The following is a 22,433-nucleotide window of genomic DNA, read 5'->3' as shown; positions in this document are numbered from 1 at the left end:
TGTATGCCTCCTTGCTGTTCTCCGGCCACCATGTTTCTCCCGTGGTCTTGTCCACGGCGAGTGTGTTCTTGGCTTGGTTCCACCACCTGCGCAGCCCGTAGTACGACCATTCGGGTTTATCGCCACGTTCGAGCATGTCCTTGACATGAGCGAGTCCCGCGTTGTAGACGAACCGCGCCGCACCAGCATGAGACTCCAAGAGTCGTTCCTGCCGTGGCGTCGGGTCAAGCGCCACCTTGACCGCCTCAAGCATCGCGTGCCGCCTTCAACGCCGCGTCCGTCTTGCGCTTGGCCGCGCGGCGTCCGTACAGCCTCGCGCACAACGAGGTCAGCACCTCGCTCATGTCGCGCACCAGATCGTCGTCCAGTTCCGTGTCGTCCACCACGACGATCCGGCGTCCCTGCGCTTTCAACGCGCTCTCCACCAGTCCCGCGTTCATGCGGGCGAGCCTGTCCCTGTGCTCCACGATCAGCGTGCCCACGGTCGGGTCGGACAACAACCGGTTGAGCTTGCGCCGCCTGTCGTTCATGCCGGAACCCGTCTCCGTGACCACCTCGGGCTTCTCGACGCCCATGCCAAGGGCGAACGCTTTCAGTCGGTCGGCCTGACGTCGCAGGTCGTTCCTTTGGTCGCCGCTGGATACTCGCGCATAGCAGACGGTGCGGGATTCCATGCTTTTCGATTGCGGCATGGTCTCGTATTTCGGGTCGTGGATGAGCCACATGCCAGACGGCGTGCGCTCCACGGGGACGGGCATGGTGCCCTGACGGCACCATTTCCACACGGTCTGCGGGTGCAGATGCTCACGCTCGGCCCATTCCTTCACCAACATGCAACATAGTATAGCATATTAAAATATATTTAAGCAAATCGTTTAGGAAACAGCCGACCGCCCCATATCAGCATCATATTGAAATATGTGCCGGCCATGGTCGTCCTCCGCGAGCACTCCGATATGCTGCCCATCGAGCAGAACATGAAGTTCCTTCATATCTCCCTTCCTCATTGTTGACTGCGGCTTTGGCTGTCGTTGGATTCACGCTGGGCTTCAGAAGTCTTCGCCGTCGCCGGAATCGTCACTTGTGTGATTTGCCTTACCGCCTCGGACAGGCTTTCATCATGACGAGCGATATCAAGCTTCAGACCCTCCGCAAGGCGTTCCATCGAAATACCCAACGCGTTATCAGCGAGCTGCGTCTGCATCCATTGATCTACACGCTTACGCATTTTCTCCAACTGAGCATCGTCAAACCCCGGGATCCTCTTCAACGACACTGCCTCCTTCAACGACCCCACCCCCGCAGAAGAAAAGCCTCCAGAACCCGCAAAGCGACCCAATCCGACACCGTCCGCCCTCCGCGCACCATCAGCGCTGCGCGCGTCATCCGCCGACACCGAATCGCCGTCATTCTGGGTCCGAGATGCGGATTGGTTCGTCTCATATGAAACCTCCATCCGCATATCCAGCACTTCGAATAGCTTCATGATGCGCTCGAACCCAGCGTTCTCCACATGCCCGCTTTCGAATCGGCTGATCCACGGCCTGGAAACGCCGACCCGCTGAGCCAGTTCAGCCTGCGTCAAACCACGCGCGATGCGCGCATCGCGGACCGCTACAGCAAGCTGTCTCTTGGACCAGATTGTGCTTGTATACGCCAATGCATGCACCTCTCATCAATCAAACATAATGTTAGATTCGCATAACATCATTAAGAGTGTTAGTAATATCTAACAAACTATAGCATGTTAGCTCATCCCAACATGCAGAGACGGTAGCAATCGCGCCATTGCTCATGCTCAGTCACTAGAGATGACATTCCACGCGTGACCTCACGCACAAACGACCACCCAGCGGCCACCAACAACCGACCGCCGCTCGACCACCCCGAAAACACAGGAAGGCCCCCGCCAAGCGGCGGAGGCCTTCCGAAAAGTATGTACTGTGCTTACGCGATCAGTGCAATCACTCGGCGACGACGTCGACGACCTTGCGGTCGCGGCGGACGCCGAAGCGCACCTGGCCATCGGTCAGAGCGAACAGCGTGTGGTCCTTGCCGACGCCGACGTTCTTGCCCGGGTGGAACTTCGTGCCACGCTGGCGAACGAGGATGTTGCCGGCGACGACGGACTCACCGCCGAAACGCTTCACACCGAGGTACTGAGGATTTGAATCGCGACCGTTACGCGAGCTGGACGCGCCCTTCTTATGTGCCATTTCTAATTCCTTTCAGTGTCCGACTGTCGTCTGATGCCGAAATTCCGAGCGAACTCAGGCGATCTCGGTGATCTTGACGGCGGTCAGCTTCTGGCGATGGCCCTTGCGACGCGCAACGCCGGTCTTGTTCTTGAACTTCTGGATGCGGATCTTCGGTCCCTTGACCTCATCGTCCACAACTTCCGCCTTGACGGTGATCTTCGCGAGATCGGCCGCCGCCACGGTGACCTTGGAGCCGTCCACGACGAGCGCAACCGGGAATTCCACGGTCTCGCCGTTCTTGGCTGCAAGACGATTCACGAGGATCGTATCGCCGACCTCGACCTTTTCCTGATGGCCGCCGGCCTTCACAATCGCGTACATATTCGTTCCTTTATTCACTTGGAAAGCTTACTGTCCGGCACGTTCGAGCCTCGCGGCCAGACACCAGCAATCTAATATACACAGTCCCATGAACATCGCAACACGCCGACGACACCCGCCGACCGACACGTTCACGCCACCGCGCGCCACACCCCTCCAACCTACCGAATCACCCCGACGACACCGGTGTTCGCGACATCCGCACTGTCTACCCATGTTCCCCTCCCCCATCTGCGCATCTTTGGGTACCCACGGCGTCTCCGCGAACCCTATCTGCGCATCTTTGGGTACCTCCCCCGGTTACCTCACGGCGTGTCGCCCCTCCAGGCCCCCGACACGCCCGGTTTCCACGATTACAAACACCCAAAGATAGAAGATACCAATCCTTGGGTACCCAAAGATCCCCGAATACCTCACGCAGATGCACATATTCCACCGCACCAGCCTGTACAGCGCACACTCCCCTGCAGAACGGTACGATCAGCAACCTGTCAGCATACCGGACTGCGGATTCAGACGCAGAACGGTACGCTCAGGCGCACGTCACCGTACCGGACTGCGGATTCTCACGCACTGCGGTACGCTCAGAGGTCCGTCAGCGTACCGGACTGCGGAATTAGACGCACTGCGGTACGCTCAGCAGCGCGCCAGCATACCGAACTGCGGGATTAGACGCACTGCGGTACGCTACGGCGCACACCAGCGTACCGGACTGCGGAATAGGTTGCGATCAGGTCACATCCATCGCTTTCCTAACGCCGCCCACGCACGCCAACGTCGCCTACGCGCACACGCCAATGACATCCATTCCAACAACGCACACAGAGCCATCCTCACTCGCATATTCCAAGTCCACTCCCAGACCCATCCCCCCCCGTTTCCCCCACCAAAATGTGGTTGACTCCCACATTTTACGGGGGGTAAAATGTGGGAGTCAACCACATAAACAGGGGGAAAGCCTCCTGGCTCCCATATTTCGACTATTCACCTTGGGCATCGGATTATTGGCGCATCTGCCTATGTCAATCTCTCGATCGTGCGTGCTTGACCGCGCGTTCCGCATGGCGATGACCGACTACCGCGCCGAAGGATGGATCGTCAACATGCCGCTCTGGGCATCGCCCGGCCTGCGTGCCTATCTCGGAACTGACTGATCGGCGTCAGTGGGGCGTCCGCGATGCCTATCTGCCCATCTTTGGGTACCGTCCGTGCCTCCGTGACGCTATCTGCGCATCTTTGGGCGCCTCCCCCGATTGCCTCACGGCGTGTCGCGCCTCCAGGCCCCGACACGCCCGGTTTCCACGAGACCAAACACCCAAAGATAGAAGATACCAATCCTTGGGTACCCAAAGATTCCCGGATACCCCACGCAGATGCACACATTCCACCGCACCAGCCTGTGCAACGCAACATCCCCCGCAGAACGGTACGCTCAGCGCCCCGTCACCGTACCGGACTGCGGATTCAGACGCACAACGGTACGCTCAGGCGCACGCCAGCGTACCAGAGTGCGGAATTAGACGCACCACGGTGCGCTCAGGCGCACGTCAGCATACCGGACTGCGGGATTTGACGCAGAACGGTGCGCTTAAGCGCACGCCAGCGTACCAGAGTGCGTGAAATACCGCAGAACGGTACGCTCAGGAGGTCGCCAGCATACCGGAGTGCGGAATGTGACGCAGAACGGTACGCTACGGCGCACGTCAGCATACCGGGGTGCGGATTTTCACGCACTGCGGTACGCTCAGAGGTACGTCAGCATGCCGAACTGCGGAATACACCGCCGAACGGTACGCTACGGCGCGCGCCAGCATACCGGAGTGCGGAATGTGACGCAGAACGGTACGCTCAGCCGCGCGCCAGCGTACCGGAGCGCATGAGAGGGGCCACACGCAAAAAGATACGGGGCACATCATCGGCTTGATGTGCCCCGTCGGGGGGAAGAATCATTCTCATGATAAATCTTATGGCGCCCTTTTGCGTTCAGGCAAATGAACGCTGTGTAAATTATAATCCGCCTTCCCCGTTATCCACCCAACACGTCCGCTTCCTTCACAACCTCCCAACACACGAACACGCCCGCACATACCACACACCCATTCCCTCCACATCCAACCACACCAACCCCTAACCCCAACCACACCAACACCGCACACCCCACACCACCCACCAACACGCAAGAAGGCCACCCCCTTCCGAGGGTGGCCTTCCGCTACGCGTTCACGCGTTCACGCGTTCACGCGCTCACACTACGCGCACTCACGCTTCCTTCTTGCGCGACTTCACGATGAGCAGCACGCCGAGCACGAGCGCCGCTCCCGCAACCACAGCGACAAGCGCGATGTCCGCACCGGTCTGCGCCGGCGGTGTCGGCGGCGTGACCGGCGGCGCCGGCTTCGTGTTCGTGATCGTCACGCTCGCCTCGTCTTCGGCGGTCATGTCGTAGTCGGAGATCGTCGTGTACCCGGACGGCACGCTCTTCTCAACGACCTTCCAATCGTTGCCCGATTCGAGTCCGCTCCACGTGTGCTGCCAGTTGTTCGCGTCGGACAGTTCGACGGTTTCCTGTGCTTCGCCGTTCTTGAGCAGTTCGACGGTGATCGACTTCGGACGGTCGGTGTTGCCCGCGTCCTTCCACACTTTCTTGACGTTGAGTGATTCGGTCTTCACTTCCGGCACGACGCAGTCGCTTTTCGGTTCGATGTTGACGACGCGCTGGTTCGCGCCGTCTTCGACGTGCACGTTCGGCAGTGCGACGAGCATCGCCGAGCTCTTGCATTCGATTGTCTTCTCGACGAAGCGGTCCGCGGTCACGAGGAACATGCCGTCCCCGACCTGTGTGAACGAGGCGTTGCCGTCCGCGTCGGTCATCGCGCTTGCGGCCGGTTTTGTGCCGTTCACTTCGATGTAGCCTGCGAGCGTATTCGCCATGTCTCGGAACGTTTGCGGATCCGCGTTGAGCACATCCCAGTTCACCGGGTACTTTTCGGTGTCCGCGAAGTCGCCGATTGGTTCGTATCCGCCTTCGTTCGCCCATTTCGCGACGTTGTACAGGTGGAATACGACGCCTTCGAGCGCCGCCGAGTCGTGCGCATAGCTGACGTTGATCGTGCCCTCACCGTCCCCTGCGATGACGGTCGCCGCGAGGTCGGTGCGGTCTTCCTTCGTCGTGATGGAGTCCTGCACGTTCTCGTCCGCCGTGTCGTCGGCATAGACGCTCGGCATGCCGACGGCGAAGCTGGCGATGAGTGCGCCCACGCCGAGCATTGCCGGCACGATGCGCTTGCCGATGGTAAGCCGTTCCATATTGTCCCCCCTTGGGTTGGTGAGGTGTTTCTTTCTTCTCTTGATTAATTATAAGCGTTGTGTTCGCGTTCTGCCGAACATTGTTCGGAACATTGTCCGGTTCAGCGTCCCGCGTGTTTGACCTGTGTTCCGTTCACGGCGTCGCGTCCGCGTTTGCGGCTGCGGTGCACGATGAGCCAGATGATCCACAGGATGAACAGGACGATTGCGAGGGCGATGCCTGCGATGATCAACGTCCGCTGGTTGTCCGCCTTGTCGTATTCCGTTTCGTCCGCGTGTGCGGGGGTTGGAATGCGGTGTCCGCGTACGAGCAGCCTGTGCGAGTTGATGCCGTATGGCGTGCATGTGATGAGTGTCGCGTAGTCCTGGTTCGGGTCGAAGTCGAGGTCGCGCATTTCGTTTGGCAGGACGGTGCGTATCTGGTTCACTTGATACGTGTACGTGTCGTCGAGCACGTGGAATGCGAACGTGTCGCCTTCTTTGAGACTGTCGAGTCCGGTGAAGAGTTTCGCCGATGGCAGTCCCGTATGTCCGGAGACTGCGGTGTGGGTGCCTTTGCCGCCGACGGGCAGTGATGATCCCGCAAGGTGTCCGCCTGCGATCTGCAGGACGGTGTCTTCGGTGCCGTGGTAGACGGGCAGTCGCACTTCGAGTTTCGGTATCGTGATGTAGCCCATGATGCCGGTTCCCGATACGTCGAGTGTCTTGTTGTATTCGTCCATCTGTTCGTCGGTGAGGTGCCAACGGTCCGGCAGCGTGTTGAGTTGTTCATTGTAGGCGTGGGCTTGGTCGAGGAGTTCCTTCTTCTGTTCCCCGCTCATGTCTTTGACGGTTTCGACGTAGCCTGCGACTGCGCGTGACGCGTGCATGCTGTTCCACCAGTTCGCGAACGTCGGATATACGAGGAGTCCGACGCCGCCGAGGAGCACGATCGCGAACACGGCGATCATGATGTTGAGTCCGACGCCGCTTTTCTTTTTTACTGACTGTGTTGACGTTGCCTGGTCCTCCATAAGGCTGCCGCCCGTCGATTCCTGTGCGGAGCCGGCGGGCGGCGTAACGGTGGAGGAATCGGCACTACGGTCAGTCTGAGGAGGCAGATTGGCTGAGTTACGATTCCTCATGTCACCTTTCCTTAGTGGAGTGATTCACTCAGGCCTGACGGCGACGGAGCGCAACCGCGAGGCCGATGCCAGCGATCAGGACGATCGCAGCGCCAGCGACGTAGAGCACCGTGGTGCCCATGCCACCGGTCGAGGGGAGCTGGGAACCGGACTTGTTGACGATGTTCGTGGAAATCGTACCACCGTTAACAGTCATACCAGTGACGGTCGGATCCGTCCAAATACCCGTGTTTGTAGTGCCATCCGGGACTGCAGTCGCAGGATTGCGAGTAATCCCCTGCGTGACGGTGAAGGTCTTCGGTGCAACATAGTTGTAGCCAGCCGGAACCACGGTCTCGACGAGTGCGTAATCGCCATCGTCGATGCGCGGGAATTTAGCCACATACTTGCCGTCCTCAAGGACAGTCGCGATGCTCGGCGTGATGTGCTGCGCAACATTCTGCTGGAGCGTAGCGATATCGTCCGGGAGCGTAACACCTTGCGGAAGGTTGATGGAAACCCATCCAGCGTAGACCTTGGGGCTGTCGTCAGTAGCTGCGGCTGCAGGCTGATAAGCCTTCCACACGAAGCTGTCTCCCGTCTTGAACTTCTTCAGGAGGGCGAAGCTCGCACCAGCGAGAGGAGTCGTGCCATCGCCCTGGACCTTGTTGGCGTTCACTTCGTAGGTAAAAGCGATGACCGTGTCCTCAGGAGTTTCACCCGTCGGCTGTTCGCCGGTTCCGTTGAAGTGCGGATCCTTGGCGAAGGAAAGCTGAACCTTGTTCGGGTTGCCCTGCACACCAATCTTGGCATCCTCGTTAAGAGTAGCACGATACTCAACGGTGACTTTGTCGCCGCCATTGAGCGCAATCACCTTAGCGTTGCCCTTGTCATCGGTAACAAGATTACCGTCCGCGTCAAGATAGTTTGCCGTCTTGAGGTCAGCAATATCAACGGTCAGCACAGTGCCGCCAGTATACGGGGCAGCTGTGTTAGTCGCAACATCCGTAAGAGAAACAGTATAAGCATTTTCCGCAAGCTGGACACCGTCCACCTTGACGACAACATCAGACTTCGCAATTGTCTGATCAGCCTTGACGAAGGTGAGACCCGCAGACATCGTATCAGTGAACTTGAACTGATACTTGTGGTAATCGTTCACATTATTTGCGGTAGTGCCGGTGAGCTTGTACTCGATGGGATCGTTGACATCGTGATCTGCAGCGTCACCCCAATTGGTGGCACCAGAGGTATCGTTGACGTCCTTGATCTGCTTCTCAACGGTCGGGACATCCTTCTTCATGCTGACCTGCACACCGTTCTGGCCGGCAGTGTTCAGGATGAGTCCAGAGAGGGTGTCGTTCGTATTTGCAGCATCAGTCTGACGAATCAGGTAGTAGCCCTGAGGTCCAGTGAACTGCGCGCCCAGCACTGCAGGGGTTTCGCCTTCAGCTGGTGTAATCAACTGGCCGCCGACGAACTGCTTATCCGGTGCAACAGCTTCTGTTTTACCTTCCGCGTTCTTCTGGCTGTTGATGGCAACCCAAAGAGCGTCGGCGAATTGCTTCATCGCTGTGCTGTCACTCTGGATTTCCGTTGCTGTGATATTCCCGCTAGCATCCGTCTCGGGAGTTGCCGTGCCATAACGGATGTAGTTGTTAATAGCCGTATTGTTCTGAGCCTGAGTTCCGTTCAGAGGAAGACCTGTTGCGTCACGAAGCACCTGGAGGTACTTGCCGCTACCTGTATTGTCAACGGCAATTGTATAGGTGTAGTTGGAACCGCTGTTGGTGACGTCCAGAATGCGATAGGCGTTGAACTTATCCTGAGCACTGGTAGCACCGTTCACTGTGACGGTGACATTGCCATCTTCATCCGTTACCGGATCATCCGCATACGCAGAGGTGGCACCGATGAAACCGGTGGCGGCGATCGCAGCGGCGGAGACCGCGGCGGCGAAGCCCTTCCAAACCTTCTTCATGTTATCTCCTTCGATTGATTGTCAAATTTTATAAACCTTGCGATTCATAAAACCTTTTTACTTCCCCCCGGCAAAGAATCGAATGATTCGTGCAAGGGAGGTGCCGTCTCGCGATAACCGATGCAGACGGCACCAAATTTTTAATTGTTCATCGTTGACTGTGATTGTTTAGATGCGTTTCCTCATCGCTATCGCACAGCCTAGCATCGATATCGCTATCAGCGCAACCCCGAACAACATAATCAGCGTGTTGCCTTCGCCACCGGTCGACGGCAGCTCAAAGCCGGGAGTATTGCTGATAACCTGGTTCGGATAATCGGGCAGAGGCTTGCCTTCTTGGTCCGTAGGGTTCGACGGCGTGATAATCGGATCGCCCGGTTTCCCTTCACTGTTCTTCACGTAGATTCGCACATTTTCGCGGTGCGTTGCATCCACGGTGAAGGTGTAGACAGTCTCCGAATCGACGTTGTAGCCGTCCGGTGCCTTGGTCTCTACCAACTCGTACGTGCCCCAAGGCAGGTTGCGGAAACCGATGCGTCCTGCTGCGGGGTAGCTGTCAAACGCCCATGCAGGCTTGCCCGTTTCGGCCTCGTCACAGGTTCCGGTCTTACTCCCACCGGAGCTCACGCAGTCGGTGATATCGACGGTAACTCTTTCTCCCTCGCCAGTCGCCGGTATGTAGGTAACTCGCCAAGCAGAACCTCCAAGATAAACGTGCTTTCCGTCGGAGCCCGTCTCCGAGCTCACCTTACCCCAGTATACGTCGCCAGGCAAGCGATAGTTGGGAGCTTCGGGGTTCTGCACAGAACGTCCACTATTCGTATCCGAAGCGGTTTTTGTTGCGTTTTTCGGCGCACCTGTAGTGCTGTTGATCTCTTCAGTACCCTTGGTCCACTTCACCGGCGTGGTGTCGCTAGGCTTCTTCGTGCTGAGCTCGAAGTAGTAGTAGACGTTATTCGGCTTCTGGTAGCCTGCCGGAGCAGCGGTCTCCGTCAGACGGTACTTGCCGAGCGCGAGGCCGGTCAGCTTGAAACTACCTGCCACTTCATCTTCATCTATTGCGCAGCCAGACTTATCATCTGAGGTGCAGTCCTTGATTTCGGCAATGTTGGTCTCATAGTTTCCCTCAGCCCCTGCCGTGGCAGGAGCCTTGAACTTCTCAAGCTTCCACTTCGAGCCTGCGATCGGATTCTTCGGGACGGTACCATCGACACCCTCAACGTACCCGGCGTCAACCTTGTCCCAGCTGAACTCAGTCGGGACATCGGAAATCCAATGAAGACCATTGGAGTCCGTGTCGGGCTCAGGCGACCAAGTGACGCTGCCGTTTTCACCAATCGTGATGGTATACACCGTCGGATTGATGAAGTAACCATCAGGCGCCTTATTCTCCTGCAGGTAATAGGTACCGGCAGACAATCCGTCGAGCTTGAACTTGCCGATGGCAGGATTCTTGTCCGCAAGCTGCTTGTCATCAACCCATCCAGTCGTATCAATGTGCGACCACGTAGGTGTGGTATCACCCGCGCGAGCTGCCTTGGCTTTGCGTCGAGCATTGCTCTGCGTGCTCACAGGTGTTGCCTGAGGATCTGGAACATACGTATCGTCAATGGTTACCTTCTTGTCCTTGTCAACAGTAAGCTTGAAGGTATTCTTTGTTGACGAAGCGGAGATATCGGTGTCACCAGTCTGGCATCCATCATTCCCGCAATTGACAATCACTTTGAATGCTGCCTTTGTAGGAACAAGCTTGTAATACAATCCATTGGACAGCTTTTCCATTTCTTCGCCGGGCCACTTGGACCCGGTAAGGCCGTCTCCCCAATAGTAGAGATAAGTCGTGTCGCCCCAATTTGCGGCTGAAGCATCAACGTAGATCCGAGTACCGTCGAGCACAGTGACCGTTGTCGTTGCTGCACTGTCGCCCGCAGTGGCGGTGATGGTGACCGAACCCGTGGACACACCAGTGACTTTACCTGTGGCGTCCACAGTCGCGATGTCCTTGTTATCGGACACCCATTCAGGCGTCAGGGAAAGCTCCTTGTCGTCCTCGCCAATAACCTTTGCCGTGAGCTGCAGTGTGCCGTCCTTCATGACCGTTGGGTTCTGAGGGGTGACAGTGATGCTTTTGACTTTGACTGGATTCACATGAATGGTTATCGAATCCTGATTCGTGCCATCCGCCGCAATAGCCGTGAGCAGGAAATTACCTCCTGCTGGAGGAATCTTCTGCGCAACGATTTCAACAGAACGCCCGTTATCACTCGATGAGATGGAGACACCTTCTCTCGGATCAGCCGTCCATTCGACATGTTGGTTGGCATCTGCCGGTGACACCACAGCGGAAAGGTTAAACGGCTGGCCCTGTGTCACAACTTTATAATCACCGGCCTCCTGCTCTCCGTCATAGATTGTCAGCGACTCAATCGGCTTGCCATCATCCTCGATGAGCCACTGCTGCTGTGGCGTACCCGTCTTGGTCAGCACCCATTCCGAACCATCAAGGCCCGCAAACTTACCTTGCTCCGTCTTGCCCCATTCAATCGACGAACCGTTGAGCGGATTGATGATGGAGCCGTTCGAAGTGATGAGCTTATCCTCATTCTCAGCGATTGGGATGCCCTCCGCATCCAGAACACGGACGAACGTATTCGTCGTCGTGCCGCTGTTCTTCGTCTGGAAGTGGTAGATGTTCGGATTCTCCGTGTAGGCGGTATTATTCGTTGCCGTTTCACGGATGTAATAATTCGCGTTCGGCAGCAGCTTCTGCAGCTGGAATGCGCCTGCAATCGGATTGAGATCTCCGGACGAGGAGATGTTATCCGTCACCGTGAACAGACGACCCGCCGTGAAGTTCGGGTTAGTGTCGTTACCTGTATTGGTTGCCGTCGTGGCGCTATTGGCCTTCGCGGCAGCCAGGTTGTTGTACACCGCCCATGTGGTGCCCCCAAGCGGCACGTTATCACCAGTTTCCGGATTCTTGTCCTCACCGACCTTCGTCCAGTCAATCGCCGAGCACGACGTGCTCAGCGAGCCATACCAAGAGAAGTTATGACGCTCCTGATCCATATCGATGATGGACGCGGAATTACCGTCGGTGAATTGTACGCCATTATTGCTGGAGAACGGAGCCACTGGGTTATTCATCATGAAATCATCACCGACCCACACGCGACCATTGGTCGTCACATGATCGTCGAAGGAACCATGAGGCACCATGATGGAACCGAGCATAGCGGCAGCCGGATCATCACCTTGTTTGCTAGTACCATCACCAATGTCAGCCACTGAATATTCGCCGTTATCGGTCTGGCCGTTGTACATGCCACCGTAAATTGTAAGATTTTCGGTCTTGCCAAAATTCCACATGATGGCCTGAGAGGCAACCGAATAAGCCTTCTTGGACGTATCGGGAGCGTTATCAAAATAGCCATTACCAATCTCGGTCAAGTTGCTTACTGGAGTATCGGCCTTCGCGCTTGGCGTCCACCAGAACTGCCAGCCATTGTGATAGGTGATGTCACCTTCATAGGGCTTACCTTCGTCATCTACGATATTGATTACGATTGAAGCGTCTGACGGCAAATTGCGGAAATCGTATGAGATACCCGAATAGCCTGTACTGTTAAGCAAGGAAGCATTCAAATTGAAGACCTGCATATGAGAAGTGCCGTTACCAGTGAAAACCAGCACCTTCTCTTTGTGAGTATCGTTGTACTCAAACTTATACTGAATATCGCCATTATTATACTTATTGCGCCAATGATAGCTGCCATTCTCAGTATCACGTACAGTCACAGTACCGGTTGACGTCATATTGTACATCCACTGAGACTGATCTTGGATATTCTTCGTGAAATTAGCCTTGGAATTATTGTAATTGTTGTAGTTAACACCATTCACATCGTCGAACAGCGTGGCCCCGGCATTCGTATTCGTATCCCAAGTGATGCTGGTATTGCTATCTTGCTCGGTCCAGAATCCGACGATAGCAGCACGACGTCCTGTCTGTTTGTCCCCATAGGGTAAATCACTGGCAAGAGTATAAGATTGATTCCCCGCGAGCTTTGCCTTATACCAGTTGGTATCATTCGGTTTTGTTCCACCGACGAAGGCCGGACGGGCCCATGCGCCGACATTCGTTTCCGTATTCGAGCTTGCTTCCAGATTTGCCGGCATCTTCATGTTGCCGATAGCGGTGTTCCGTCCCGATACGGCAAGTGTGAACGATCCCGGTGCAGGACGGAACTGCGCGCCAAAACCGACGACGCCGAAGCGGAAGCCGTAGTTCGACCACGACTTCTTGTACGGGTTCATCGCGAGTCGGCCGTTGACCAACGTAAGGCCTTCGGCCTCAGCCGCATAAGTACCACCGGGCTCAGTGCCACCGTCCGTGCTCCAACCTTGCAGTAGTGCGGTATTGCTCGGGCGCGACCCGACGTACATATCGCGTCCAACCCATGTAGCCACACCGTTGTCTACCTTGGCCGTGACATTCGTATCGCCGAGCTCGATGTTCATCGGCGAGCAGGTGCCACCGTTGGTAGCGAGATCGGGATCATAGTCAGCCGCCACCGCCGTCTTCGGCATCAACGCGGGAACGGCGGTGGCGAACATCATCGCCACCGCCGTGAAGGCGGCGAGCAGGCGGGGCTTTGCCGATGTGGTCGGCCCGCGGTCGCTCCCGTGTTTCATCCTCATAGGTTCTTCCCCTTTTGCTCTTTCCTCCCGGTCCATGCTGGATCGGGACGTTAGTCACGTTTCCTGTGGCGTCGCCCTCAGCTGGATGCCGCGGCGATTCTGGCCGCAATCCTTCGCAGTCGCATCCCTCCTCTACCGGTGGCAACGCCTTCGTTATGCATATGTACTGCATTTTACCTGAAGCGGAATAAAATGCACACACAACGAACGCGCTGAATCGCTTAAGATGGCCTGTTCAAACGTTTGCATCGGCGTTTCGCCTGAGGCGTTAGACAGTCAGCCAAGCAATCCAGTGTCGTAAGCGTCTATTTATACAAGATGCGGCAACGCTTCGCACGGTCTCAATCGATTTCCTCACAATTCATGCACATTTTGATGTGGCGTGCAATACCAAGCGCCGCATACCGTCGTTCCGACGTCGTTGCATACCATAATCAATCCCACAATCCAAGACTCAAGCGTCCATTTTCCCAAATGCCCACAACCCCTCCACAATCCCTTCTCCACCCTCTGACAACGTAATCAATACGGCCCTATCCGGTTGCGCAGTCAGCTATGTAAGCGCACATTCCTCCGATGTGCGCACTGCAATCGTGCGCGTGGCCGCCGACCGTATACACCCATAGCGCAAACCCATCTGCGCATCGCGGCGCATGCATCCCGTACGCTTCCCCCGTATTGGCCATATTTACACTGCGTCACGATCCCTGTATCGTGTATCAGTCGTGTCGCGTCACCATATATAAGGAAAACCCCTGGCTCGCCACTAGCTGTGTGCGGCGCCTTCCCCGCGCGTCGTGCGATGCCGCGCGACGCTGGCAGCGCGTAGGCGACGCACGGCGGCACAAACTGCGGCACCGCACGACGCTAGGAGCGCGTAGGCGACGCGCGGCATCCACTCTGCGGCATCGCACGACGCTGGCGGCCTCCACCCGACCAGCGGCACCACAAACTGCGGCAACGCACGACGCGGGCGGCGTGTAGGCGACGCGCGGCACCACAAACTGCGGAACCGCACGACGCGGGCGGCCTCCACCCGACCAGCGGCACCACAAACTGCGGCATCGCACGACACTAGCGGCATGCAGGTGACACACGGCGGCACAAACTACGGGATGCTAATCGTGTGTCGCACTCCATCGGGATGTCCAGAACTTATGCGCGTTCTCATCATCGCCATTCCATGTCACGATGATGTGCCGCGCACCAAGACACTTCACATTGCGTTTCAGCTGCTCCTGAAGATTGCGTCTATAGAGCACATCATCGTCAAAGCCCATCCTCGCATGCGGATTACGCGACAACTCCACCGTGACGACAATGTACAGATCCTCACAATCCAGCGCATCACTGCAGAAACGTCGAACATCCTCATCGGTCGCTTGATGTGCGCCCACCACGATGCACGCCAACGTATCGAAGGACTTGCGCGCAACTTCGAACGCCAAATCTCCCGATTTCTTCCTCGGCTTTCCCGGATGCGCATGCGCATAATCCTTAGCCTCGATAAGATACAGACTCGTGCCACGATATATCGCGACAATGTCGCAACCCTTCGCATGGAACACATCGGACCCGCTCAGTTTCCTATAGAACGCCTGCTCGTCGAAACCAGGCAGCACAGGATACTCATCGGGAAACTCGTATACCGTGTCGTCCTGTTCGAATCGCGTCATGATCGTTCCTCATTCGGACAGGATGGCGTCGGCCTGCTCATATTCACTGCGGATCGACGTCAGATAATCCAAATCGATATCGTCAAGCCCATCGCCTTGCATGATGCGGACGCGTGTATGGCGTTCACCATCGCGACGTAGCGCAGTGAACCGAATGGACGGCATGCTCTTCTCCTGACGCATATCAAGCGAAAGCTGCCTGAGCAGGAATGCACTATGCGTACCCAAGAACACCTGAATGCCATTGCGCGCGAGTGCGATGATCGACTGCACGACAGCCACTTGACTCGCAGGATTGAGATTCGCCTCCGGCTCGTCCCAGAACAGATACCCTTCGTCCACGAGGACACCACATTGCACGAGTTGGGCGATTGTGGACAGTTTGCGCAACCCCTCCGCGAGCAGCGGCATTTCAAAATTGCCCTCGGGACGGCCATTGAGATAGAACCGGCCGTTGACCTGCGCCACATGACCTTCCAGAATGTCCTCAATGGGGCGCAACGCGAGCGCTACACCGCGCGCATTGCGACGCATCGGCGGAAGTCCGAGCAACGAACACGTGTCACGCATCGTCTCGTCGAACTCAAGTTGATGCGTGTCGTACAAGGAGACGAAGCCAGGATAGATCGACATCAGCTCACGTGAAGGCAGAAACACAGGCGTCGCCTTCTGCAGCTTCGCCGGTGTGCTTTCCATGCGGACCTCCGTCTTCGAATTGGTCGCGAAAGAGAAACGCAATGGCGACGCGGACCCCTCGTATGCAATGCCGACTTCCGTCTTCGAACGCCCCTGCTGCCTCGTGACAAGACGTCCCAACGAATCCGGTCGGAACACACCCACCAACTTCTGCGCAAGCCGATGCTGCAACGCGGTCTTCGTGTGTTCGAAACTGTCATCTTGGAGCACTTGCGTGCAGCTGTACAGCAGTTTCAGCAGCTGCGATTTCCCCGTACCATTGTCGCCTACAATCACATTGACGCCCGGCGCAAACGACAGCTCACACGCATCGCCGAAAGGACCGAAACGCGAAACCTGAAGCAAATCAATGGCACACGTACTCATATCCACAATGTAGCGTAGAGGGGATACGGGGGTAGGGGGTTGCGGAGGTTGGTTGGGTGGTTGAGCGGGATTCAGAAGGCGGCGGTGGTGTGGGCGACGGTGTGGGCGGCGGTGTGGGCGGCGCGCGGCACCATAGTGTGCGGCATCGCGCGACGCTAGTAGCCTCCACCCGACCAGCGGCACCGCAGACTGCGGCATCGCGCGACGCGGGCGGCGCGTAGGCGACGCGCGGCGGCACAAACTGCGGCAACGCACAACACCGGCAGCGCGTAAGCGACGCGCGGCATCCACTCTGCGGCATCGCGCGACGCTAGTAGCCTCCACCCGACCGGCGGCACCGCAGACTGCGGCATCGCACGACGCGGGCAGCCTCCACCCGACCAGCGGTACCACAGACTGCGGCATCGCACGACGCAGGCGGCACATAGGCGACGCGCGGCGGCACAAACTGCGGCAACGCACGACGCGGGCGACCTCCACCCGACCAGCGGTACCACAGACTGCGGCAACGCACGACGCCGGCGGCGAATAGGCGACGCGCGGCGGCACAAACTGCGGCATCGCACGACACTAGGAGTGTGCAGACGACTGCCGCAGCGGCACACCCGCGTCCACCAGTCGCCACTTCAGACGCTCCAAATCCGCAAGATCCTCCATACGGATGCGGATGACCATGTCCACTCCCGCGCGCTTGAGCGCTTCGGTGCGCTCGCGCTCGTCGTCGATGACGCCACTCAACGTGCGGCCGTTCATCATTTGCGGATCGCGGTATTTGACGAGCCCGTCTAGTTCGACGACAATCTGGCGACCATCCCTCGTCACCCAGCGGAAATCGACGCGGTACACTCTTCCCGTCTGCGGGTCGACGAATTCCACCTGCAGATCCGGCGGCACGAATCCACAGACGATGAACACTGCGAACGTTTTCGCTTCACCGCCGTTCTCCACACGTGGCGTCGCAAAAAGGAACACATTCCTCGCGCAGTCGTTGATGATTCCCATATTGGTCGCATAGGCGATGATCGATACGATATCCGCACCATTACGCAACGCACAGCATACGATCTGCATTCCTTCGACGAACGGCAACGTACACGCACAGTACGCAGCCGTCTGTGCAACCGTTGTCACATGTACACCGTCCACGGTGACGGATTCGGCACCGGTCGCGGGCAATCTGTGCACATGTCTGCTGTCGGCGTGGTTGCGGCGTACGTCGCACACAATATCAACGGTACGCTTTTTCAACTTTCGTTCAGCGGTGCGGTAATCCATCCACAGCTCAAGTATGCACGCGGCGGCGAGCCCTGCGAATATGCGGTCGGGATGCCATTCGGCGAGGCCGTGCACCGTATATGCCAAGCGCATGATTGGATCGAGTGATTGCCACACGTCGGCGCTGATGAACAATCCAGGAAGCGGAGACACCACGCCACCCTCCTGCTTGTGCCGCAGCAATGCCCGATGCACCGCGTCATCCGTCGGATGCAGACACCGTTTTTCGTCCGCCGCCGCGCGCAGCTGCCGCTCCAGTTCCTTGTGCGTGCGCATGTCTACTCCTTTCGAAATATCCGATGCGCATCTACGGTAGATTGTCCGCGCCGCGGCATGCCACCGTTCCGAACCATGTGTACGGACGGTACCGTTATCCACAATTCGTCGGGAGCAAACATCCGCATATTTCCAGCGGCGCCTCGATGCTCCGTCCGCGGTCCGACGCTGCAGCGTCGCGTGTCGCGGGCCGTTGCGGTGGCGCACGACACAGGCGGCGCGCAGGCGACGCGCGATCGCGCAAACTGCGGCACCGCACGACGCTGACAGCTCCCATCTGACGCGCGGCACCCCAACTGTGGCAACGCGCGACGCTGGGGGCGCACAGGCGACGCGCGGCAACCAAACTGCGGCACCGCACGACGCTGGCGGCGCACAGGCGACGCGCGGCAACCAAACTGCGGCACCGCACGACGCTGGCGGCGCACAGGCGACGCGCGGCAACCAAACTGCGGCACCGCGCGACGCTGGAGCCACGTATCTGGCACCCGCTCACACCCACGCGCACAAAAAAGAGCGGTCGCAGCCTTGGAAGGTTGCAACCGCCCCATCCGGAAGCGTCAGATGGTGCGCCGAACCGCTGCTGAGCAGCTCAACCGCACCCCAGACACGCGCCCCACACACGCACCCCAATCGCCGCACTCGAAAACGCTGGTGGGCGGAGGAAATCCTCCGCCCACCCATGGCTCGCATATTCGGCACGTATGCCGTCAATATCGCAGTTCGTTCACTCCTCGTTTTCTTCGATGTGTTCGATCTGCACTTCGAGATGGTCGGCCGTCTCGAGCGCGTCGTGGATCTCCTCCTCCGCGTTCGTCGCCGCGACGGCCGCCGCCGCTATCTGCGCGAGCTTCTGCTTGACTGCTTCCGACGAACCCTGCGGTACCGCGGCGCCGCCGTGCGCGCCGTGCTGCGCACCACCGCGCGCGCCATGTGCGCCATTGTGCGCAGTGCGCGATTCGCTGCCCTGTCCATGCTTGTTCGTTTTGACGAACGGATCGCCGCCCTTGAGCGCGTACGGATCGTCGAAATCACCTGAAATCGTCGGTTCGTCGTGCACGATGAAGCCGCGTCCTTTGCACGTCGGGCACTCTTCGGAGAACGCTTCGACGAGACCCTGACCGATGCGTTTGCGCGTCATCTGCACAAGGCCGAGCGACGTGACTTCGGCGACCTGGTGCTTCGTGCGGTCGCGCGCGAGGCATTCGACGAGGCGGCGCAGCACGAGGTCGCGGTTCGCGGGCATGACCATGTCCACATAATCGATCATGACCATGCCGCCGATGTCGCGGAGTCGCAGCTGACGCGCGATCTCCTCGCTCGCTTCGAGATTGCAACGGGTGACCGTCTCCTCAAGCGACTTGCCACGGCCGATGAAACGGCCGGTGTTGACGTCAATCGTTGTCATCGCCTCGGTGCGGTCGATGACGATCGAGCCGCCGGACGGCAGGTACACCTGACGTTCCATGCCTTTGCGCAGTTGGGAGTCGATCTGCCATTTGTCGAACACGTCCTTGCCTTCGTGGTCCTCCGGATCCCACTTTTCGAGCTTGTCGCGCAGATCGGGCGCCATCGTGTCGAGATACTGTTCGATCCGCTCATAGACGTTTTCGCCTTCGACGATCATCTTACGGAAGTCGTCGTTGAAGATGTCGCGCACGACGCGGATCGCCATGTCCGGCTCGCCCTGGAGCAGCTTCGGGCGCTTGCCGTGGCGGAACTCCTCGAATTTCGACTGGATCTGCTCCCACTGGCGCACGAGCTGCTCAAGGTCCTTGACGATCGCCTCCTCGGGCGCGCCTTCCGCAGCCGTGCGGATGATGACGCCCATGTCCTTCGGCGCGACCTTCGATACGATCGACTTGAGGCGGCTACGCTCACGGCTGCTCAGCTTGCGGCTGACGCCGGTCATGCCACCCGACGGGACGAGCACGAGGAAACGCCCCGCGAGCGTGACCTGACTCGTCAGACGCGCGCCCTTGTGGCCGATCGGGTCCTTCGTGACCTGTACGAGGACGGGGTCGCCCGAGCGGAACGCGAGTTCGATGCGGCGCGGCTGCCCTTCGAGGCGCGTCGTGTCCCAGTTGACTTCGCCCGCGTAGAGGACGCCGTTTCGCGCCTGGCCGATGTCGACGAACGCCGCTTCCATGCTCGGCAGCACGTTCTGCACACGTCCGATATAGATGTTGCCAACGGTTGCAACCTCTTGGATGTCGGAAACGTAGTGTTCGACGAGCACGTTGTCCTCGAGGACCGAGATCTGCGTGTGGCGGTCGCGTTGGCGCACGACCATCAGACGGTCGACGTTTTCGCGGCGCGCGAGGAAGTCCTGTTCGAGGAGCTGGTTCTGGCGGCTGCGCTCGCGGCGGTTGTCGCGGCGGCGCTGCTTTTTCGCTTCGAGACGAGTGGACCCTTCGACGTCGGTGATTTCGTCGATGTACTGCTGCTTGCGCGAACGATGGGTCGTCGTCTCCTCTTCGGCGTTCTTGCCGCCGCGGCGACGGCGGCGACGACGTGTGACCGTCGTCTCCTCCTCGTCGTCTTCGTCGGATTCCGATTCGTTCGGTTTGCGATCGTTTGCGTTCTCGTTCGATTCGTCGGCGGCGCGGCGCGAACGGCGGCGACGACGTGTGCGCAGCGGCGCCTCCTCGTCCTTCTCGTCGGCGCTGTTCTCATTGGTTTCGTCGTCAGCGTCCTCGTTCGCGCGTTTCTTCGCGTTGCGCGCGATCGCGTCGTCGATCGGCGCGTACGTGATGTCGTCGAGGACGAGGTCTTCCTCGATCTGTTCGACTTCGGCGGCGGCGCGACGTTCCTGCGCGTTGAGGCGACGGTTCGATTTACGCGAGCGTCGGCGCGTCGTCGTCTCCTCCTCGCCATCGGGATAGTCACGGTCGATCGTCGTCTCGTCGTATTCCTCGATGTCGTCTGCGTTGCGACGTGCACCGCGGCGGCCGCGGCGCGGCGTCTCCTCATCGTCGTGCGCGTTCGCTTTGCGCGTGCGGCGGCGAGACGTTGTCGGTTCGTCATCGGTTTCGTCGGCGACCGCGCGGCGTATGCGCGAACGACCGCGGCGCGGCGTCTCCTCATCGTCGTCAGCGGAACGACGCGAACGCGACGGGCGGCCTTCGTCATCCCCGTCTGCGCTCTGCTGCGGGAGGACGGGTTCCTGGAACAGCAGCGACGTCATCGGACGCGCCGAACGGCGTCGCGGTGTCGCGGGTTCTTCGGTTTCCGCGGATTCCTTGGATTCCTCGCGCGCATCAGTCGTATTGGGCTCGCTCGTCGTGTCTGCCGTGGAACGGCTGCGCGTGCGGCGGCGCGGTGCGCGCTTCGGTTCGCTATCAGCGAAATCCTCGGTCTTATCGGCGGCTGAAGCGGTGATCGCGGCGGTCGGCTTCGATGCGGGCAGCGCGGGAACACTTGGTTCGCGGAAGAGCGGCGCGTGCTCCTCCACCTTCAGCTCAACGGACGCGTTCGCGGCGCCCACCCCGCGCACGACACGGCGTCCGCGGCGTCGCGGCGCGGGCTGCTTGACAGCGTTTTCATTGGTATTGTCTGCGGATGCGGGGGTTTCGTTCAAGACGAAATCATCAGTCAAATCGGGCACAATGCTCCTAGCGGCGCGCCGTGCTGCAATCGCGGCGCAAACGTCCTGGCCCCATACGCTCTCACGCCATACTCTCACTATGGCCGCGCGTGTCGCGCACGCAGGTGGCAATCCAAAAGTCAATGCAAGCGATGGCGGACACCGTCGCTCGCGGTTTGCGCCCCGTTCTTCCGAGGTCAACGCGAGGGGATCAACGCCAACGGTTGTTGGGTGATTTTTGCAGAAAATCACCGTATCTCAGTATGGCACAACTCATGGTCGAACGTGTAACGCGTGCGGCGTGCGAGCGGCGCGGCGTCCCAGCCCACAGGCGTCGGCTGCAGATCGGGACGGAAACCGCCCTGTTTGCGACCTAATCCGCAGGTGCTGACTGCCAAACCGGACGCTTTGTCCCAACCCGCAGGCGCCAACTACAGAAACGGACGGGAATAGACCTGCTTGCGTCCCAGTCCGCAGACGCTGACTGCGGAACCGGACGCAACGGCCCAGTCCGCAGGCACCAACTGCAGAACCGGACGGAAACCGAGCTGTTCGCGGCCTAATCCGCAGGCGCTGACTGCGGAACCGGACGCAACGGCCCAGTCCGTAGGCGCTGACTGCCAAACCGGACGGAAACAGTCCCGTTTGTACCCCAATCCGCAGGCGCTGACTGCGAAGTCAGATGCTATGCCCCAGTCCGCAGGCTCTAACTGCAGAACCAGACGGAAACAGCCCCATTCGCGTCCCATTCCGCAGGCGTTAGCTGCAAAACCGGATGAAGCATCCCAATCCACAGCCTCTACCAACCAAATTGGACGAAAACCGGGCTGTTCGCGTCCCAGTCCGTAGGCGCTGACTGCGGAACCGGACGCTTTGTCCCAGTCCGCA

At 58.8% G+C, this 22,433-nt stretch carries 14 protein-coding genes; all 14 read right to left on the bottom strand.

The features are described from left to right. A partial coding sequence (locus B1526_RS04240) for a helix-turn-helix domain-containing protein (protein WP_157908696.1) occupies positions 1–253 on the bottom strand: 253 nt, incomplete at its 3' end. Continuing rightward, positions 246–833: an IS607 family transposase gene (locus tag B1526_RS04235; RefSeq protein ID WP_095614847.1), complete on the bottom strand. Its 588-nt coding sequence runs from the start codon at positions 831–833 to the stop codon at positions 246–248. The genes B1526_RS04240 and B1526_RS04235, both read right to left, overlap by 8 nt. A 170-nt stretch (positions 834–1,003) precedes the next feature. Next, positions 1,004–1,669 (bottom strand): helix-turn-helix domain-containing protein, encoded by a 666-nt coding sequence (locus tag B1526_RS04230; RefSeq protein ID WP_095614846.1) that lies wholly within the window; start codon positions 1,667–1,669, stop codon positions 1,004–1,006. A gap of 295 nt (positions 1,670–1,964) precedes the next feature. Then, complete coding sequence (rpmA, locus tag B1526_RS04225) at positions 1,965–2,216, bottom strand: 50S ribosomal protein L27 (RefSeq protein WP_095614845.1); 252 nt, start codon at positions 2,214–2,216, stop codon at positions 1,965–1,967. Positions 2,217–2,270: 54 nt separating this feature from the next. Continuing rightward, positions 2,271–2,579 carry a 50S ribosomal protein L21 gene (gene rplU / locus B1526_RS04220; RefSeq protein WP_095614844.1) on the bottom strand — a complete coding sequence of 103 codons (309 nt, stop codon included), beginning with the start codon at positions 2,577–2,579 and terminating at the stop codon, positions 2,271–2,273. A 2,259-nt stretch (positions 2,580–4,838) separates the two neighbouring features. Further along, entirely contained in the window at positions 4,839–5,885 is a 1,047-nt protein-coding gene (locus B1526_RS04215) for a Cna B-type domain-containing protein (protein WP_095614843.1), read from the bottom strand. A gap of 101 nt (positions 5,886–5,986) precedes the next feature. After that, complete coding sequence (locus tag B1526_RS04210) at positions 5,987–7,009, bottom strand: class C sortase (RefSeq protein WP_235607018.1); 1,023 nt, start codon at positions 7,007–7,009, stop codon at positions 5,987–5,989. Positions 7,010–7,037: 28 nt separating this feature from the next. Then, positions 7,038–8,969 carry an isopeptide-forming domain-containing fimbrial protein gene (locus B1526_RS04205; RefSeq protein WP_095614842.1) on the bottom strand — a complete coding sequence of 644 codons (1,932 nt, stop codon included), beginning with the start codon at positions 8,967–8,969 and terminating at the stop codon, positions 7,038–7,040. A gap of 168 nt (positions 8,970–9,137) precedes the next feature. Beyond that, on the bottom strand, positions 9,138–13,670 hold the full coding sequence (locus B1526_RS04200) for a SpaA isopeptide-forming pilin-related protein (RefSeq protein ID WP_162287933.1): 4,533 nt from the start codon (positions 13,668–13,670) through the stop codon (positions 9,138–9,140). A gap of 1,118 nt (positions 13,671–14,788) precedes the next feature. Beyond that, on the bottom strand, positions 14,789–15,346 hold the full coding sequence (locus tag B1526_RS04195) for a hypothetical protein (RefSeq protein ID WP_095614840.1): 558 nt from the start codon (positions 15,344–15,346) through the stop codon (positions 14,789–14,791). Between the two features lie 9 nt (positions 15,347–15,355). After that, the gene (locus B1526_RS04190) at positions 15,356–16,408 is read right to left on the bottom strand and encodes an AAA family ATPase (RefSeq protein WP_106408091.1); all 1,053 of its coding nucleotides are present in this window, start codon (positions 16,406–16,408) and stop codon (positions 15,356–15,358) included. A gap of 570 nt (positions 16,409–16,978) precedes the next feature. After that, on the bottom strand, positions 16,979–18,166 hold the full coding sequence (locus B1526_RS04185; RefSeq protein ID WP_133088453.1) for a hypothetical protein: 1,188 nt from the start codon (positions 18,164–18,166) through the stop codon (positions 16,979–16,981). A gap of 520 nt (positions 18,167–18,686) precedes the next feature. After that, positions 18,687–21,566, bottom strand: a complete 2,880-nt coding sequence (locus B1526_RS04180) for an Rne/Rng family ribonuclease (RefSeq protein WP_095614837.1) — start codon at positions 21,564–21,566, stop codon at positions 18,687–18,689. Between the two features lie 227 nt (positions 21,567–21,793). Next, positions 21,794–21,943 carry a hypothetical protein gene (locus tag B1526_RS09110; RefSeq protein ID WP_157908693.1) on the bottom strand — a complete coding sequence of 50 codons (150 nt, stop codon included), beginning with the start codon at positions 21,941–21,943 and terminating at the stop codon, positions 21,794–21,796. Between the last annotated feature and the right edge of the window lie 490 nt (positions 21,944–22,433).

It is taken from the genome of Bifidobacterium criceti, from assembly GCF_002286935.1.
In the GTDB taxonomy this organism is placed as follows: Bacteria; Actinomycetota; Actinomycetes; order Actinomycetales; family Bifidobacteriaceae; genus Bifidobacterium; species Bifidobacterium criceti.
The sequence above is the reverse complement of the archived record's forward strand: the minus strand, read 5'-3'. Positions and strand labels throughout refer to the sequence as shown.

Excerpts from the sequence above, each read along its gene's own strand:
- B1526_RS04235 (WP_095614847.1), bottom strand. The coding sequence starts at position 833 with ATGTTGGTGAAGGAATGGGCCGAGCGTGAGCATCTGCACCCGCAGACC.
- rpmA (WP_095614845.1), bottom strand. The coding sequence starts at position 2,216 with ATGGCACATAAGAAGGGCGCGTCCAGCTCGCGTAACGGTCGCGATTCA.
- rplU (WP_095614844.1), bottom strand. The coding sequence starts at position 2,579 with ATGTACGCGATTGTGAAGGCCGGCGGCCATCAGGAAAAGGTCGAGGTC.
- B1526_RS04215 (WP_095614843.1), bottom strand. The coding sequence starts at position 5,885 with ATGGAACGGCTTACCATCGGCAAGCGCATCGTGCCGGCAATGCTCGGC.
- B1526_RS04210 (WP_235607018.1), bottom strand. The coding sequence starts at position 7,009 with ATGAGGAATCGTAACTCAGCCAATCTGCCTCCTCAGACTGACCGTAGT.
- B1526_RS04205 (WP_095614842.1), bottom strand. The coding sequence starts at position 8,969 with ATGAAGAAGGTTTGGAAGGGCTTCGCCGCCGCGGTCTCCGCCGCTGCG.
- B1526_RS04200 (WP_162287933.1), bottom strand. The coding sequence starts at position 13,670 with ATGAGGATGAAACACGGGAGCGACCGCGGGCCGACCACATCGGCAAAG.
- B1526_RS04195 (WP_095614840.1), bottom strand. The coding sequence starts at position 15,346 with ATGACGCGATTCGAACAGGACGACACGGTATACGAGTTTCCCGATGAG.
- B1526_RS04190 (WP_106408091.1), bottom strand. The coding sequence starts at position 16,408 with ATGAGTACGTGTGCCATTGATTTGCTTCAGGTTTCGCGTTTCGGTCCT.